This window comes from Pelistega europaea, assembly GCF_013133775.1.
Taxonomy (GTDB): domain Bacteria; phylum Pseudomonadota; class Gammaproteobacteria; order Burkholderiales; family Burkholderiaceae_B; genus Taylorella; species Taylorella europaea.
The window spans coordinates 188137-204216 of sequence record NZ_JABGBO010000004.1 but is presented as its reverse complement, the minus strand read 5'-3'; the positions used below and the strand labels follow the sequence as shown (position 1 = coordinate 204216).

Here is a 16080-nt window from a genome sequence, read left to right as displayed (position 1 = left end):
AATTCCTTCAAAAGGTCATGCATAACGTCTTTAGTTAAAACATATTCATGGTTTTTTATAATGCGTTGAATCATTACTTTTTGAAAGGATAAGATGAAACTCACACAATGTATTTTGGGGCTAGGTCTTTGCTTAAGCATCTCTAATAGTTTGGCTGCCAAGCCCCCCTTTCCATTGCAGAGCAAGGTTCATTTTCAGTTGGGGAATCCTATATTACTCACCCAAGCACTTTTCATCAAGACGCTTTCCTGAATCCTGATGGACAACGTGCCTATGGTGATTTTGCCTATGTGACATATCAGGAACCTGAGCATCCTAACCCATGGCTACTGATTTTTCAGCTGAGCCATTGGATAATGATTTGAATGCCAAGGTGCTTGCACAATTGGTTGAGCAAGTGAAGGGGGCTATCCTAGTTACGCACTCCATGGGCGGAACCATAGGGTAGCGGTCAGCCAGGCAAACCCATCTTGTCAATGCCATTGTTGCTTGGGGGCCGGGGGAACTGAATGAGCAACTTGCTTATTGGATACATGGCTAAAATCCAAGGGACTAGCTAGGTAGTCTATTGTTATCCTAAAATTTTGTGCTGTATGAAAATCGTACAGCACAAAATTCGTTTTAAAAAGCCTGTAATCCAACGCTTTGAAATGCTTTCATCCTCTTATACCGATTATTGTTTTGGGTGCTTGCCCATAAAATCGGCAAGTACAGCTCCTGTATGTGAGGAGTCTTTTTGCTGGATTAGCGTTTCAGGATTCCCACTGGCAACCAGTAGTCCGCCACCTGTTCCTCCCTCTGGTCCCATATCAAGTATCCAGTCTGCTTCTGCCATAATATCTAAATTATGCTCAATAACTACAACAGTATTACCAGCATCTACAAGACGATGAAGAACATGGATTAATTTTTCTACATCTGCCATAGATAGACCAACAGTTGGTTCATCTAATACATAAAGGGTATGGGGTTGTCGAGAGACTCGACCAGTTTTGATAATACCTTCGTCTAATTTAGCTTTTACTAATTCAGATACCAACTTAATGCGTTGTGCTTCCCCTCCAGATAGGGTAGGAGAGGCTTGTCCAAGGGTAAGATAGCCTAGACCAACATCTTGTAGCAGTTGTAATGATCGTAGTACTTTGGGATGGTTGGCGAAATAAGGGATAGCATCATCAATTTCCATGCGTAGTACTTCGCCTACCGACTTGTCACGCAATTTGACGCTTAAGGTTTCAGGGTTAAAACGATTCCCATGACATGCTTCACAAGGCACTTTCATATCAGGTAAGAAACTCATTTCCACTGTACGCATACCTTGCCCCTCGCAGACAGGGCAACGTCCAGCACCTGTATTGAAAGAAAAACGAGAAGCAGTCCAACCGTGCATTTTGGCTTCATGTGTTTGTGCGAATTGTTGGCGTACATCGTCCCAGAAGCCAATATATGTGGCAGGACAAGAACGAGGGGTTTTGCCAATAGGGGTCTGATCCACTTCAAGTACACGGTCAAGAAATTCCCATCCCTCAATAGATGTACAACCTTGCCATGTTGGAGTACCTTTGCTGCCAACGACTCTTTTGAGATTATGGAGAAGCACATCACGTGCAAGGCTTGATTTACCTGAACCTGATACACCAGTAATCACACTGAGTTTGCCTAGAGGAATTTGGGCATCTACTGATTGTAGATTATGTAAATTCGCCCCCTTAATCTGTATCCATTGCTGATTTTTATTGATGAGGCGGCGTGGCTTCATTGGGTGGGCAATCGGGTGAGCGAGGAATTTACCAGTGAGAGATTGAGGGTTTTTTACGATGTCTTTATAACTGCCTTGTGCTACTACGGTACCACCACGTACGCCCGCTCCAGGACCAATATCAATAATATGTTCTGCTTTACGGATGGTGTCTTCATCATGTTCTACCACAACCAGGGTATTACCATTGCCCTCAAGTTTACTTAACGCATTGAGTAAAATACGGTTATCCCGTGGATGCAGACCGATAGTAGGCTCATCCAAAATATAGCAAACACCTTGTAGGTTGGAACCAAGCTGTGCTGCTAGACGGATACGTTGTGCCTCACCACCAGACAGAGTGGGAGAAGAACGGTCTAATGTGAGATAGTTTAGACCCACAGATTGCATAAAGTTGAGACGGTTTTTAATCTCAACTAGAATATCGCGAGCAATTTCAGCTGAACGTTTATCGAGTTTCAATCCAGTGAAGAATTCTGATGCCTCTTGGACAGACATAGCACTGATTTCAGTGATGGATTTGCCCTCCCACTCAAAAGCACGCGCTACAGGGTTTAGACGTGTGCCGGAGCAAGCGGTACATGTACCAAGGTATTCCTCTTCTTCGTTAGATAACCAGTGGCTCTCTTCACCTGTTTGTTCCGCATCGAATCCCTCAATATGTAGGCCTGTACCAAAACAAGCAGGACACCAGCCATGTTTAGAGTTATAGGAGAATAAACGTGGATCAGGGTCAGGGTAACTTGTGTGGCAACTGGGGCAGACACGTTTACTAGAGAAATGTCGTTGTTTGGTATGAGACTGCTCGGCTAAGGATGCCTTTTTATCTAATCCATGCAAAATACTCATTACCCCTTGACCATGTTGTAGGCTAAGATGAATTCCCTCCAATAGAGATTTTTCATTGGCTCTGCTGACTGATGTATCTAGCACAGGGAGTTCAATGGTATGTTCCTTATAGCGATCAAGACGAGGCCATGGAGAGACAGGAATAAACTCTCCATCGACTCGTAGATGGGTATAGCCAGCTTTCTCTGCCCACTTGGCAAGGTCGGTATAGTAACCTTTACGTGCAGTGACTAGAGGGGCTAATAAGGCAATACGCTCGTTTTTATGCTCGTGCATAATTTGTTCCAAAATCTGTTCTGGACTATAGGGAACAACAGGAATATGGCAAGTAGGACAATACTGAGTTCCAAGTTTTACATAGAGTAAACGTAGGAAATGATGAATTTCTGTCATCGTGCCAACAGTGGACTTGCGTCCGCCACGACTCGTCCTTTGCTCAATAGCGACGGTAGGGGCAATACCATAAATGGCATCTACTTCTGGTTTGCCTGCTGGTTGGACAACAGCCCGTGCGTAGGCATTAAGGGATTCAAGATAACGGCGTTGACCCTCATTAAATAGAATATCAAAGGCGAGTGTTGATTTGCCTGAGCCAGATACCCCTGTAATCACGGTAAATTTATTATGAGGGATATTCACCGAGATATTTTTAAGATTATGCTCACGAGCATTAAGAATTTCAATTTGGCGTGGCATATCGTGTTGGATTTGATATTCAGGAGATTGGTCATGTAATGTCATTGTGGTTTTGAGGATAATATTTTTCTCATAATCCGCAAGTGCCAATCCTGTCAGTGACTTCTTATTTTTACGTAAATCAGCAGGAGTTCCCTCCGCGACGATTTCCCCCCCATGTAAGCCACCTTGAGGTCCTAAGTCGATAATCCAATCTGCTGCTCGAATAACATCCATATTATGTTCAATAATAATGAGTGAATGTCCAGCTTCCAGGAGTTTACGAAAAGCACGCATTAGGCGAGAAATATCATCGAAGTGTAAGCCTGTGGTAGGTTCGTCGAATAGGAACAGATTGCCTTTGTAGGCGAGCTTTTTCGCTTTGGCACCAAGTTTTGCAGCCTCAACTAGATGCCCTGCCAATTTTAGTCGTTGGGCTTCACCCCCTGATAATGTAGGAACAGGTTGACCTAAACTGACGTATTCCAGTCCAACATCAACAAGAGGTTGTAAACTAGTCTTAACATCTTTTAGGCCTTTAAAGAAATCTAATGCCTCACTGACGGTCATATTGAGTACGTCTGCGATATTCGCTTTGCGGCCAAGGTGTTCAACTTCAACCTCAAGGATTTCTGGTTTGAAACGTTTACCATCGCAATCAGGACAGCGCAGATAAACATCCGATAAGAACTGCATCTCAATATGTTCAAAACCTGTACCACCACAAGTAGGGCAACGTCCATCGCCACTATTAAAACTGAATGTTCCTGCTGTATAGCCACGTTCTTTGGCAATAGGTGTTTGGGCAAATATTTTACGGATTGCATCAAAAGCTCCCACATAGCTGGCAGGGTTAGAGCGTGCTGTTTTGCCAATAGGGGACTGATCTACCATAATGACTTCAGCGATTTGCTCTGCTCCGAGTAATTGTTGATATTTTCCAGGGGCTTCTGTGGGTTTATTGAAATATTTTAATAAAGCAGGATAAAGCACATCTTGGATTAAAGTGGATTTTCCTGATCCTGATACTCCAGTGATACACACTAAGCGATTCAGAGGAAAAGCAACATCAATATTTTTTAAATTATGTTCGCTGGCTCCTTGAAGTAGTAGTTTAGGGGTATTGGGTTTTACTGGCATTGGTAGCGGAGCCTCAACATGTAGACGACCACCGAGATATTCTCCTGTCAGTGTAGTAGCATGCCGTAGCTTTTCGGGGGGGCCATCAAAGATAATCTCGCCCCCTCGTTCCCCAGGACCAGGGCCTATGTCAAGAATACGATCAGCCGCCACCATGACTTGGGGATCATGCTCTACGACAACAAGAGTATTGCCTGCTCGGCGTAGTCGCTGCATGACTTGGATAATTTGGCTCATATCATGAGGATGCAACCCAATCGAGGGTTCATCTAATACAAAAAGTGTATTTGTGAGTGAGGTACCAAGTGCTGTGGTCAGGTTGATTCGTTGAATTTCTCCTCCTGATAAGGTTCGGCTCTGTCTATCGAGACTGAGGTAAGAAAGCCCAACATCGTTCAGATAGTTCAGACGCGTTTTAATCTCGGTGAGTACAAGCTCTATAGCACTATCTTGCTGGAAATTTTCATCAATAAAGAATTGTTTCACATCAGCAAGCGATAAACGCATCAAATCATGGATGGAGAGTCCAGGTAATTGATTAAGTTGTGTGATACTCCATTTTGTACCAACGGGCATAAAACGTTGATAGTGAGGAAGATGCTCTGCTGTTTGCTTACCAATACGCCAAAGGTTAGCATCGGGTTTTAAGCGAGAGCCTTGGCAAGCATAACATTGGCGGTAACTACGGTATTTAGAAAGCATAACGCGGATATGCATCTTATAAGATTTACTTTCTAAATAATCAAAAAAACGAGATGCTCCATACCACTGATTTTTCCAGCCTTGGTGAGTATCCTTGAAGTCGGGAACCCCTTGGATTACCCAGTCTTTTTCTTCTTCGGTCAAATCTTTCCATGGGGTATTAATACGGATATGGGCTTTTTTTGCATGACGGATTAAGTCGTCTTGGCATTCCGCATAGGTGGGTGTTTGCCAAGGTTTAATGGCTCCTTCAGCTAGTGTTTTGTTTTCGTCAGGGACGACTAAACCATAGTCAATACCCATAGTACGTCCAAAACCGCGACAAACTTCACAGGCACCTAGTGGTGAGTTAAAGGAAAAAGTACTAGGCAGGGCTTCATGATAGGTAATATCACAGTTAGCACAGTGTAAATGTTGGCTAAAATTCCACTGATAGGCATTTTCACCTTCAGCATTGAGGGCGTAGACACGGAGCTTCCCTTGACCATAATTCAGAGTTGCCTCAATCGCTTCTATGACACGTTCTCTTTCGGCTTTACTAAAACGGAAGCGATCCTGTACGACATATAAAGTCCGATAGGTTTCTGTGGTGGTTTTCTTAGTGCGTTTTTTGGATGTTCCTGTGGCATTAGTGTTGCTATCGGCTATTTCTTCTTTATTGGGGGAAGTACTATTTGTTGTAGCAGTTTTTGCAGACGAATGATGAGTTGTAGCTGGGTTAGATAATGTTTCCTCTGCGTGAATACGTGTATAACCTTGTTGTTCTAGAAATTGCTTAACTTCATCTTCTGTGTAGTTGTTGGGGACTTTAACTGCAAAAGTGATAATCAAACGAGGATCATTGGCAGCTTGGCTTAATGCTTTGAGTTGTTGATAGATAGTTTCATGATTATCTTTATGCACAGGCTTAGCACATTGTCGACAATAGAGTGTCGCAGTACGGGCAAATAGCAGTTTAAGGTGGTCATTCAGCTCGGTCATTGTGCCAACAGAGCTACGAGAGTTGCGAACAGGATTTGTTTGATCGATGGCAATAGCAGGAAGAATGCCTTCAATATGATCAACCTGAGGCTTATCCATGCGGTCAAGGAATTGGCGTGCATAGGGGGAGAAAGTCTCTACATACTTGCGTTGTCCCTCAGCGTAAAGAGTGTCAAAAGCAAGAGAGCTTTTGCCAGAACCCGATACACCGGTAAGTACCGTAATTTCGCCTGTATTAAAAGATACATTGAGATTTTTAAGATTATTTTGTTTTGCACCAAAAATACGAATTTGTGAAGACATAATTTGCACTAAAAAAAGGATGAAGTGCTACACTGATAGCTAACTTCTTTGAAATCAAAAATGATGTTCTTTACCGCAAACTCCAGACAATGACCTATGCTGTGATGCATGTTGATGCGGCAAGTGTTATTGCGATAAAAAACGTCTCTAGCCAGAGGATAAAAATGTACGCTAATGATTGTAAACCTATCGGCATCACAATGGGAGATGCAGCAGGGATTGGACCAGAATTAATTGTAAAGTTATTTCAACAAGGCTTGCCTACCCCAGCAGTGGTTTATGGTGATGTGTTCAGTTTGCAGAGAGCAATGGAAATGCTGCGTCATCAACATAGAGTGTCAGATGTTTCTACTGCTTTTAAAGAACTAAAAATTGTAGCGTGCCAAACCCCCATGGAAGCCCTAGCAATGCCAGTAGGGGTAATTCCTGTCATTAGCTGTGGTATTGCCCTTGATGAGTCTGTGGTAATGGGTGAGGTGAGTGCTGCAGCAGGAGAGGGAAGTTATCGATTTTTAGTCACAGCTATTGAACATGCTATGCAAGGCGATATTGATGCCATTGTGACCGCTCCCCTACATAAAGTGTCACTAAAAAAAGCCGGATATGATTTTCCTGGACATACAGAGATTCTGGCAGAGAAAGCTGGTGTAGACCATGTGGGCATGATGTTGCTCAATGATGAGTTGAGAGTGATTTTGGTGACCATTCATATGGCTTTAGCTGAAGTGCCTCAGCATATTACACTAGATAATGAAAAGATGACCATTCGTTTAGCTGCCAAAGCCTGTGACCAATTAGGGTTAAAGCAAGCACGCATTGCGGTAGCAGGATTAAATCCACATGCTGGTGAGGAGGGGCGTTTTGGGAATGAGGATAGAGATATTATTCGTCCGGCGATTGAGATGATGCAACAAGAAGGAGTTAATGTGAGTGGTCCATACCCTGGCGATACCGTTTTTATGCGTGCTAGGAGAGGGGAGTTTGATATTGTTGTTGCTCAATATCACGATCAAGGGTTGATTCCTGTGAAATATCTTGGTGTAGATACGGGAGTAAACGTGACTGTTGGGTTGCCTTTTATCAGAACAAGTGTTGATCATGGAACGGCATTTGATATAGCAGGCAAGGGTATTGCAGATCCCTCTTCTTTACGAGAGGCTTTTGTTTTGGCTATGAAGATGCTAGCAGGCAAGGGATAGTTTTTCATCAGTAGTCAAGCACATGAAATCTGGTGTAGACTAGAACTTTAGCTTTAAAAACAACACCTTTCTTAGAAAAATAGGGTGAATTGCCCCTTTTGCTTTAAAAATAAGGTAAACTAGCGGATTCAATTGATTGAATTTTTCCGGAGAATAACATGGCAGAAATCAAACGCACTCGCCGCAATACTCTAGAGCGTCGTTGCTTAGGTAAATACTTTAAGCGTTTATTTGTAGGTGCTCCTAAAGGCACATTTAAAATGCTTGAAAAAGTAAAACGCGTGTAGTTGACAGGTGTTATTACTTACTAACTTGCTAATCAAGTTACCCATTATCAAGAGCCAAGATTCATAAGAATCTTGGCTTTTTTAGTGGGCTAGTGACAAAGCCTAACTGTCTTACACTAAAAAATGCCAAGCAGGCACAGGTCTTGCATGCTATGGTTTCATATCAAATTTCCTTAGTCTATTCTAATTATCCGGGCTATCTTAGTAAATTCTTATTCCATGCCAGTGTACATTCTACAATAGAAAAAGCCCCTCCAAATTGAGAGGGGCTTTATTATTTATCTAATCGCTGTAGAGGAGAGAGCGATTATTTTTGGTAAGCTTGCTCACCGTGAGAAGTGATGTCAAGACCTTGACGTTCATTATCAGCATCGGTACGAACACCACCGCAAAGTACACCAGCGATCTTAATAGCGATAAATGAAACCACACCACTGATTACTGCTGCAATAATCATACCTTCTACTTGCAACCATAATTGGTGAGGAATATCAGCAAGTGATTCTAAACCAGGTCCACCAAGAGGTTTTGCGTTAAATACACCAGTTAACACACCACCTACAATACCACCTACACCATGGATGCCGAATACATCAAGAGTGTCATCTGCTTTGAGTAGGCGTTTAAGACCGTTAACACCCCATACGCACACCATACCAGTGATGAAACCGATAATTAAAGCACCAACAGGGCCTACAAGAGCTGCTGCAGGAGTAACACCTACAAGACCAGCAACTGCACCAGATGCTCCACCCAATAGAGAGGCTTTACCACGAAGAAGGGCTTCACATAACATCCAGCCTAACACACCAGCAGCTGTTGCGATAATAGTGTTGAAGAAAGCAAGAGCAAGAGCGTTGTTAGCACCAAGTGAAGAACCTGCGTTAAAACCAAACCAACCAATCCAGAGTAAGCAAGCACCAATGTAAGTCATAGGAAGATTATGTGGTTGCATTGCATCTTTACCGTAGCCAATACGTGGACCAACAACGTAGGCAGCAACAAGGGCAGCAATACCGGCATTAATATGAACAACAGTACCACCAGCAAAGTCTAATGCTTCACCTGCTAAGAAACCACCACTACCCCAAATCATATGAGCAACAGGGACATAAGCAAAAGTCATCCAGATTGCAATGAAGATAAGCACCGCTTTAAATTTCATACGTTCAGCAAAACCACCAATAACAAGGGCGCAAGTAATCCCTGCAAAAGAGGCTTGGAACGAAGCGAAAGTTAGCTCAGGAATAGTACCAGATAGCTCATACGTATCATTAGGAACGCTAAACATACCAGAGAAGAAAGCACGCGAGAAGTTACCAAAGAAGGCTGTGCTCTCTGTAAATGCTAACGAGTAACCGTAGATAAACCAGAGTACGAGGACAAGAGAAAGTACGCCAATTACTTGAGCAAGTACTGAAAGAACGTTTTTCGCACGGACTAGACCACCGTAGAATAGTGCTACACCAGGGACAATCATCAGTAGAACTAGGATAGTCGAGACACTAACCCATACTAAATCTGCTGCATTCATAATTAAATTCCTTTCAATTTAAACTATTTACTAGAAGAGAAGTGTTTAGAGGGCGGTTTCACCAGTTTCGCCAGTACGAATACGAATGACTTGCTCTAAATTGCTTACAAAAATTTTGCCATCTCCGATTTTGCCAGTAGAACCTGATTGGCAGATTGCTTCAATCGCACTTTCAACCTGATCATCACGAATAGCGATTTCAAGTTTTACTTTAGGCAAAAAGTCTACGACATATTCAGCACCACGATAAAGTTCAGTATGTCCTTTTTGACGACCAAAGCCTTTGACTTCTGTGATAGTAAGACCTTGAACACCAATATCAGCTAAGGCTGTGCGTACATCGTCAAGTTTGAACGGTTTGATAATTGCGGTAACGAGTTTCATTGTTTCCCCCTGAGAAAAAACGATAAAAGATTGAACTTGTTTTTACTCAAGCAAAAAGCGTGCCAACTTTTTTATGAAAATAAAGGGAAATATTGCACTTTAATGGAGCATATGTGTTTGTGTTGTGCATTTTTGCACCATATTTGTGCTAAATGGTAGTGAAATGATGCATTGGATATAGATGAATTTATAATCGTTAATGATAATTGTTTTTATTCAGGGAAATATTGTATATAATACGCTTGGTATGAACGCTCTGGGGCGTTTTTTATTTTTGCTTTTGATTTATGTACAAATTTACATACGCTAGTACGAAGACACTTTTATCAGATCGCATTGTTGCTGGAATAGGAGCAGTGGGGTTGGTCATTGGTGTGGGGGTGCTGTTAGGCATGAAGAGTGACCCTGTAGCCGTACAGATACGTGATGAGCAGGCTGTGTTTGTTTCCCTTATTGATGATGTGGTAGAAGAGCCCCCAAAAGGCGAGCAGACAGAAAGCTTACCTGCTCCTGATTCTATAGCGGAATCTGAACCAGAGGTAAAACCGGAACCTGAACCCGAGTCAGAGGTAAAATCGGAGCCTGAGCCTGAACCAGAGGTAAAACCAGAGCCTGAGCCTGTAGTAGAGCCAGAGCCTGAACCTCCTATTGTAGAGGAGCCACCGCCTCCTCCTCCTAAGCCTAAACCTAAACCTAAACCAAAGCCAAGGCCACCTAAAGAGGTGAAAAAAACTGTGACGGTTAAACAACAAAAAACGGATCCCAATGCAACTACAACAAAGGCATTTGGCATTCCAACCGGCAAGGAAAATGCACCTGCTGGTGGTAGTGCAAATTTGGGACCTGTGCGGGTCACTTCGGTAAGTTATTTAGTGCGACCTAAGCCAGTGACTCCTCGTTCTTCATTAATCCGTGGTGAGCGTGGTCTTGTCATTATACGGGTGGTTATTTCCACCAATGGGTCCGTCAAGAGCGCTTCTATCCAGAAGGCAAGCCCTTATAGTGCTTTGAATAATGAGGCATTGCGTGCTGTACAAAGAGCACGATTCAGACCTTATACTGAAAATGGTGTACCTAGAGAATCTATGGCAGATGTGCCTATTGAGTTTAAATAGAATAGTTTTTATAGGAAGAAAGTATGTTATCAGAAATGACGGATATGGCTATGCAATTTGTTGGTGGCATAATGCTACAAGTTGCTGATGCAACTCATACAGCGGCTCAGGCGGCTGGGACAGTGACTGATGTGGCAAATACAGCCATGCAGACAGCAGGTTCTGTGGCAGGAGCGGCGGCAGATGCTGCCCAAGCGGTTTCTCAAGCAGCTGGTGCTGTTACCGATGCGTCTAACACTGCAACTGCTATGGATGCGGCTGGTACTTTGGCACAGGGAATGAGTAATACTCCAGAACAACAAAGTAATTTCCTACATTTCGTACAGCAATCTGATGTTGTAGGTAAGAGTCTTTTTGGTATTCTAGTGCTTATGTCCATTTTGACCTGGTATATTATTATCGTAAAAACCTTGACTAATATTCGTCAGGGGGCACGCACTGGTAAGTTTCTGCACCGTTTTTGGAATGCATCTTCACTCCAACAAGTATATAAAGATTTACATCAATATGGCGTGCATGATCCATTTTCTCGCCTAGCAAATGAAGCCCTTCATGCTAATGATCATTATCAACGTTATGGTTCAAGCAAACTTTCTGAAGCTGGGACTAATGGTGAATTTATCACGCGCACCATTCGCAAAGTGATTGACGAGGAAACCGCACGAGTGGAAAATGGTCTTACTATCCTAGGATCTGTTGGTTCTACGGCTCCTTTTGTGGGGCTATTTGGTACGGTATGGGGTGTATACCATGCCCTTATTGGTATTGGTCTATCAGATGGTGTTTCTATTAATAAGATTGCTGGCCCAGTGGGGGAAGCATTGATTATGACAGGTTTAGGTCTAGCTGTAGCGATTCCTGCTGTATTGGCTTTTAACGCATTTGTTCGTCATAATCGTGTAGTGTTGAGCCAACTGGATGGTTTTGCATATGATTTATTTGCTTTCTTAACTACAGGACAGCAGGTGGATAGCGATAAAGTAGCAACACCTAGTGTAGAACATAAGGCGTAAAAGGATTAAAAGATGGCTTTTGGTAGCTTCAACTCTAATGGTTCAAAAGGTGGCGGTACAGTATCAGAAATTAATATGGTACCGCTCATTGATGTGATGCTGGTGTTATTGGTAATCTTTATGATTACTGCACCATTATTGGCACATTCTATTAAAATTGATGTGCCTAAGGTCAACAGTCAACCCGTAGCAGAAAATCCTAAAGCTGTTGATGTTGCTGTAGATGAAAAGGGAACCATCTTTGTTGATGGCACAGCAATGGAGCTAGAAAACCTTAAGGAGTTTTTCATCAATACGGTCAAACTAAATCCTGAGGCAGATATTCGTATTCGTGCGGATGCAAATGCTCGTTATGAAATCATTGCACAGATTATGGCAGCAGCCAAAGGGTCAGGAGTAAAACGGTTGGGGTTCATTACTGCTCCTGCCTCTGTGCCTCCTACAACTCCTACCAAGAATCCTTAATTCTTGGCATCATACTCTAACAATGTACTGTGATTGGGGGGAGCTATTGTTTCTCGTTGGAATAAAATTTCACGCCGATTTCGATACGCTCACGACCTTGGCTTTGGCGATGACGGTTAGTGTCACGTAGAGAGTATACGCAACCGCAGTATTCTTGCTGATAGAACTCCTCGCGTTTACTAATCTCAATCATACGAGCCGAGCCACCCCCTTTGCGCCAGTTGTATGTCCAATAGGCTAGATCAGGATAGCGACTAGCGGCATTAACCCCACAGCCATTAATCTGGTTCATATCTTTCCAGCGAGAGATTCCTAGTGAACTAGTGATGCAATCAAATCCATGTTCATGGGCATAGAGTGCCGTACGCTCAAAACGCATATCAAAACATTTTGTGCAACGTTCTCCTCTCTCTGGTGCCATCTCTAGACCCTTGACACGGGTAAACCAGTTATCTACATCATAATCCGCATCAATAAACTCAATACCATGCTTTTGTGCAAAGCGGATATTTTCCTGCTTGCGAATTTCGTATTCTTTAACAGGATGGATGTTAGGATTATAGAAAAAAATCGAATAATCAATGCCAGACGCCAATAAGGCCTCCATCACCTCTCCAGAACAGGGGGCACAACAAGAGTGTAAAAGTAATTTCTTGCGACCATCAGGTAAGGATAATTTAGGACGCTCTACATTACATACTTCAACCATGGCATTACCGTAAATAAAGAAAAATATTATTTTAACAATAATAGGATGTATTTCAATGCATTCAGTATTGCTTCTTGTTAAGTGATGTGAATTCCTTAATGTTTGAGCGTCTACTCCTACATAGGGACTAGGTGTTGATGTAGATATTTCTGGTTAATACTCACTATCAGGAAACACATACAACCACAAAGCACGGACAACTTCACTCTCTTGTGCTACTGTTTCTACAGGTACACGAGCCTTTTCTTGACCTTGTAGACGAATTTCATGCTGTGTTTTACGGTATACGCGATAAGCGTCTGCCACTTGCACAGCTAACTTTTCGGGAATTAACTGGGCTTGTGCGGCAATTTGTAGTAGGGCAATATTGCCAAGATTTTCTAACAACTTAGGATGGTCTTTACTATGGGCAAGAACCAGATATTGAGTAATAAATTCAATATCCACCATGCCGCCAACACTGTGTTTCAAGTCAAATAGGTCCGTTGGGTTCGGATGACCATCGCACATCTTAATTCGCATATCCACAATATCTTTACGTAGCTGTGTCAAATCACGTTCTTTTAATAGAATCTCGCGGCGAATCTGCTCAAATTTTTCACCCACACGAGCATCACCAGCACAGAAACGCCCACGCGTCAATGCTTGATGTTCCCATACCCATGCCATTTCTTGCTGATATTTGCGAAAACCATCAATAGAGACAGCTAATAAGCCAGCATCACCATCAGGGCGCAGACGCAAATCAATTTCGTACATGCGTCCAGAAGAAGTCATGGTGGATAACCAAGTACTGAGACGACGACCGAGCTTAATATAGGTTTCAGCAGCATAGTCATGCTCGTCGTCAAATATCAATACTAAATCGAGGTCTGAAGAGTAGCCAAGTTCCTTGCCTCCCAATTTTCCATAGGCGATAATGGCAAAATGTGGTGCTTCGGGTAGGTCATACTTGCTGTTTTCTCGCAGTTGAGACCATGTTCTAAAGAGACTTTCTTCTAGTAACATATCGGCTAGGGCAGACAGATAATCAGCGAGATGTTCAACACTTAGCTGGTTTTCTAAATCCTGTGCCAATAATTGGAATTCAACAATTTTTTGTGTGTCTCGCATCAAATTCATCTGACGTTCTATGTCGACAGCACCTTCATGAATGAGGCAAGCACTCAAATCCTTGTGGAGTTGTTCTGCAATGGCTTTTAGGTCAATGGGCAACAACAAAGAACGCCAATCAATCAAACTGTCCAATAAAATAGGATTCTTAACCAGTAACTGTGCTGCAAATGGACTGGCGGTCATAATGCGTGCAACACGCTGCACGATTTCAGGGTATTCAATTAACAAAGCTAAATAAGAGCTGCGTTGTGCAATGGTCTCCATCAGGTCAGCAAGATGGTGACAAGCGGCTAATGGGTTTTTAGTTTTACTTGCAGCTTCAATCATTACAGGGATTAAGCTCTCTAAACGCTTACGACTGCTACTAGTAAGCTGTTGGATGCGATGGTTACTCATCATTAGTTCAATACGATGATGAATTTGCACGCGAGTTTCTTCCTCGTTAATTAAAGACAAAGTTAAATCTTCAAGACGAGAGGTATTATCGTCTTCTTGACTGTCATGCTCATCTTCTTGCATCCCAAGTAAGCGGAATACATTACGAAAGGTCTCGGCAACGAAAGTGCGGTGATTTGCCAAAACAGCATCGAATTCACTACGTGATAATCCCATCGCTGCTGCTATGGAATTTAATCCCTCATTGTCGTTGGGTAGCAAATGTGTCTGGGCATCGTCTTGGTATTGAATAATATGTTCTAAACGACGTAAGAAGCGGTAGGCTTGTTCTAGCTTATCAGCAATGTCTTTGTTTAATAAAGCAGCTTCTTGCTCAGCATGCAACGCTGTTAATAAATGACGCTGCTGCAAACTAGGCATGCGACCTCCACGAATAAGCTGAATGAGTTGAACAATAAATTCAATCTCTCGAATACCTCCCTCGCCAAGTTTGACATTCTGGTCAGAGGCTAACCCTTCACGGGAGTTGACCTTACGTACCCACTCTTGGCGAATTTGTTCACGTAATTTACGTAGTGAAGCCAAGGCATCAAAATCAAAATATTTACGATAGACAAACGGTTTGCGTAGGCTCTCAAGGATGTGAATATCTTTATCCGGTTGACTTTCTTCAAAGTATTTCACAGGAATTACACGTGCTTTTAACCATGCATAGCGTTCCCATTCACGGCCTTGAGTAATTAAATAATTTTCTAGTGCATCTAAACTCCAGGCTAGAGGACTACCATCGCCGTCAGGACGAAGCCGCAAATCGGTACGAAAGACAAAACCATCGGCGTCGGGTTCAGAAATAATGGGCATCATGCGCTGGGTGAGACGCCCATAAAACTCATGATGACTTAGTGAGCGTCGCCCACCTACGGTATCTCCCTCATCCCCATAGAGCATGATTAAGTCAATATCAGAGGAAACATTGAGTTCTTGTCCCCCTAACTTACCCATCCCCAGAATAATCATCTCCATAGGTAATCCTGTTGTGGGATCAATAGGACGTCCAAACTGTGCAACTAAATCATGCATCACCGTGCGATATGCCATTTGCACCGATAAGTCTGCTAGAAAGCTCATGCAACTGACTACTTCTTCAAGAGAAGCAAGTTGATTAATATCACGCACAATGAGTGTTTGTAGAATACGCATCCGCAATTGACGTAGCTGGGTACGACAGACACTATTCTCTGGGGGAGGGAAGGCAGTGAGAGAGCCACCCAATTCGGCTAACCAAACCAGAATTTTCTCAGGAGTCAATGGTGATTGTGCATCGTCATATAATTGAGCTGTAATTTCTGGGCGTGCGTCTAATCGACGCTTAAGAAAACGGGACCATGTCACTGCTGTTGAAATAATATCTGACATTTTATATAACCACCAGAGAATATAAATAGAATCTTAT

The 16080-nt window shown here is 42.8% G+C and carries 12 protein-coding genes; 7 read left to right on the top strand and 5 right to left on the bottom strand.

Going from position 1 to position 16080, the window contains the following annotated elements; genetic code table 11:
- Positions 1 to 93: 93 nt before the first annotated feature.
- Together HKX40_RS05100 and HKX40_RS10795 are read left to right on the top strand one after the other, a co-directional pair.
- Positions 94 to 252, top strand: coding sequence for a hypothetical protein (locus HKX40_RS05100; protein ID WP_171588475.1), 159 nt, complete (start codon positions 94 to 96; stop codon positions 250 to 252).
- Between the two features lie 70 nt (positions 253 to 322).
- Entirely contained in the window at positions 323 to 448 is a 126-nt protein-coding gene (locus HKX40_RS10795; RefSeq protein ID WP_281360196.1) for a hypothetical protein, read from the top strand.
- 225 nt (positions 449 to 673) lie between these two features.
- On the opposite strand, the gene uvrA is transcribed toward HKX40_RS10795, so the two are convergent.
- Positions 674 to 6409, bottom strand: coding sequence for an excinuclease ABC subunit UvrA (gene uvrA, locus HKX40_RS05095; protein WP_171588474.1), 5736 nt, complete (start codon positions 6407 to 6409; stop codon positions 674 to 676).
- 164 nt (positions 6410 to 6573) lie between these two features.
- Here uvrA and pdxA point away from each other — a divergent pair, with 164 nt between their 5' ends.
- Positions 6574 to 7608 carry a 4-hydroxythreonine-4-phosphate dehydrogenase PdxA gene (gene pdxA, locus HKX40_RS05090; RefSeq protein WP_246233581.1) on the top strand — a complete coding sequence of 345 codons (1035 nt, stop codon included), beginning with the start codon at positions 6574 to 6576 and terminating at the stop codon, positions 7606 to 7608.
- A gap of 158 nt (positions 7609 to 7766) precedes the next feature.
- Entirely contained in the window at positions 7767 to 7895 is a 129-nt protein-coding gene (locus tag HKX40_RS10790; protein ID WP_281360195.1) for a hypothetical protein, read from the top strand.
- Positions 7896 to 8202: 307 nt separating this feature from the next.
- On the opposite strand, the gene HKX40_RS05085 is transcribed toward HKX40_RS10790, so the two are convergent.
- Positions 8203 to 9429 carry an ammonium transporter gene (locus HKX40_RS05085; RefSeq protein WP_171588473.1) on the bottom strand — a complete coding sequence of 409 codons (1227 nt, stop codon included), beginning with the start codon at positions 9427 to 9429 and terminating at the stop codon, positions 8203 to 8205.
- Between the two features lie 45 nt (positions 9430 to 9474).
- Entirely contained in the window at positions 9475 to 9813 is a 339-nt protein-coding gene (glnK, locus tag HKX40_RS05080) for a P-II family nitrogen regulator (RefSeq protein WP_171588472.1), read from the bottom strand.
- Between the two features lie 287 nt (positions 9814 to 10100).
- On the opposite strand from glnK, the gene HKX40_RS05075 reads away from it, so the two are divergent.
- From HKX40_RS05075 to HKX40_RS05065, 3 genes are all read left to right on the top strand, one after another.
- Entirely contained in the window at positions 10101 to 10928 is an 828-nt protein-coding gene (locus HKX40_RS05075) for an energy transducer TonB (protein ID WP_171588471.1), read from the top strand.
- Between the two features lie 71 nt (positions 10929 to 10999).
- Positions 11000 to 11941: a MotA/TolQ/ExbB proton channel family protein gene (locus tag HKX40_RS05070; protein ID WP_171588551.1), complete on the top strand. Its 942-nt coding sequence runs from the start codon at positions 11000 to 11002 to the stop codon at positions 11939 to 11941.
- A 12-nt stretch (positions 11942 to 11953) separates the two neighbouring features.
- Positions 11954 to 12406 carry an ExbD/TolR family protein gene (locus tag HKX40_RS05065; protein ID WP_171588470.1) on the top strand — a complete coding sequence of 151 codons (453 nt, stop codon included), beginning with the start codon at positions 11954 to 11956 and terminating at the stop codon, positions 12404 to 12406.
- Positions 12407 to 12449: 43 nt separating this feature from the next.
- Here HKX40_RS05065 and HKX40_RS05060 read toward each other — a convergent pair whose 3' ends face one another.
- Together HKX40_RS05060 and glnE are read right to left on the bottom strand one after the other, a co-directional pair.
- Positions 12450 to 13115, bottom strand: coding sequence for an epoxyqueuosine reductase QueH (locus HKX40_RS05060; protein WP_171588468.1), 666 nt, complete (start codon positions 13113 to 13115; stop codon positions 12450 to 12452).
- A 153-nt stretch (positions 13116 to 13268) separates the two neighbouring features.
- Entirely contained in the window at positions 13269 to 16043 is a 2775-nt protein-coding gene (gene glnE, locus HKX40_RS05055) for a bifunctional [glutamate--ammonia ligase]-adenylyl-L-tyrosine phosphorylase/[glutamate--ammonia-ligase] adenylyltransferase (protein ID WP_171588466.1), read from the bottom strand.
- Between the last annotated feature and the right edge of the window lie 37 nt (positions 16044 to 16080).

What these genes read in the sequence shown, in the direction of transcription:
- HKX40_RS05100 (WP_171588475.1), top strand. Translation starts at nt 94, where the DNA reads ATGAAACTCACACAATGTATTTTGGGGCTAGGTCTTTGCTTAAGCATC.
- HKX40_RS10795 (WP_281360196.1), top strand. Translation starts at nt 323, where the DNA reads ATGGCTACTGATTTTTCAGCTGAGCCATTGGATAATGATTTGAATGCC.
- uvrA (WP_171588474.1), bottom strand. Translation starts at nt 6,409, where the DNA reads ATGTCTTCACAAATTCGTATTTTTGGTGCAAAACAAAATAATCTTAAA.
- pdxA (WP_246233581.1), top strand. Translation starts at nt 6,574, where the DNA reads ATGTACGCTAATGATTGTAAACCTATCGGCATCACAATGGGAGATGCA.
- HKX40_RS10790 (WP_281360195.1), top strand. Translation starts at nt 7,767, where the DNA reads ATGGCAGAAATCAAACGCACTCGCCGCAATACTCTAGAGCGTCGTTGC.
- HKX40_RS05085 (WP_171588473.1), bottom strand. Translation starts at nt 9,429, where the DNA reads ATGAATGCAGCAGATTTAGTATGGGTTAGTGTCTCGACTATCCTAGTT.
- glnK (WP_171588472.1), bottom strand. Translation starts at nt 9,813, where the DNA reads ATGAAACTCGTTACCGCAATTATCAAACCGTTCAAACTTGACGATGTA.
- HKX40_RS05075 (WP_171588471.1), top strand. Translation starts at nt 10,101, where the DNA reads ATGTACAAATTTACATACGCTAGTACGAAGACACTTTTATCAGATCGC.
- HKX40_RS05070 (WP_171588551.1), top strand. Translation starts at nt 11,000, where the DNA reads ATGCTACAAGTTGCTGATGCAACTCATACAGCGGCTCAGGCGGCTGGG.
- HKX40_RS05065 (WP_171588470.1), top strand. Translation starts at nt 11,954, where the DNA reads ATGGCTTTTGGTAGCTTCAACTCTAATGGTTCAAAAGGTGGCGGTACA.
- HKX40_RS05060 (WP_171588468.1), bottom strand. Translation starts at nt 13,115, where the DNA reads ATGGTTGAAGTATGTAATGTAGAGCGTCCTAAATTATCCTTACCTGAT.
- glnE (WP_171588466.1), bottom strand. Translation starts at nt 16,043, where the DNA reads ATGTCAGATATTATTTCAACAGCAGTGACATGGTCCCGTTTTCTTAAG.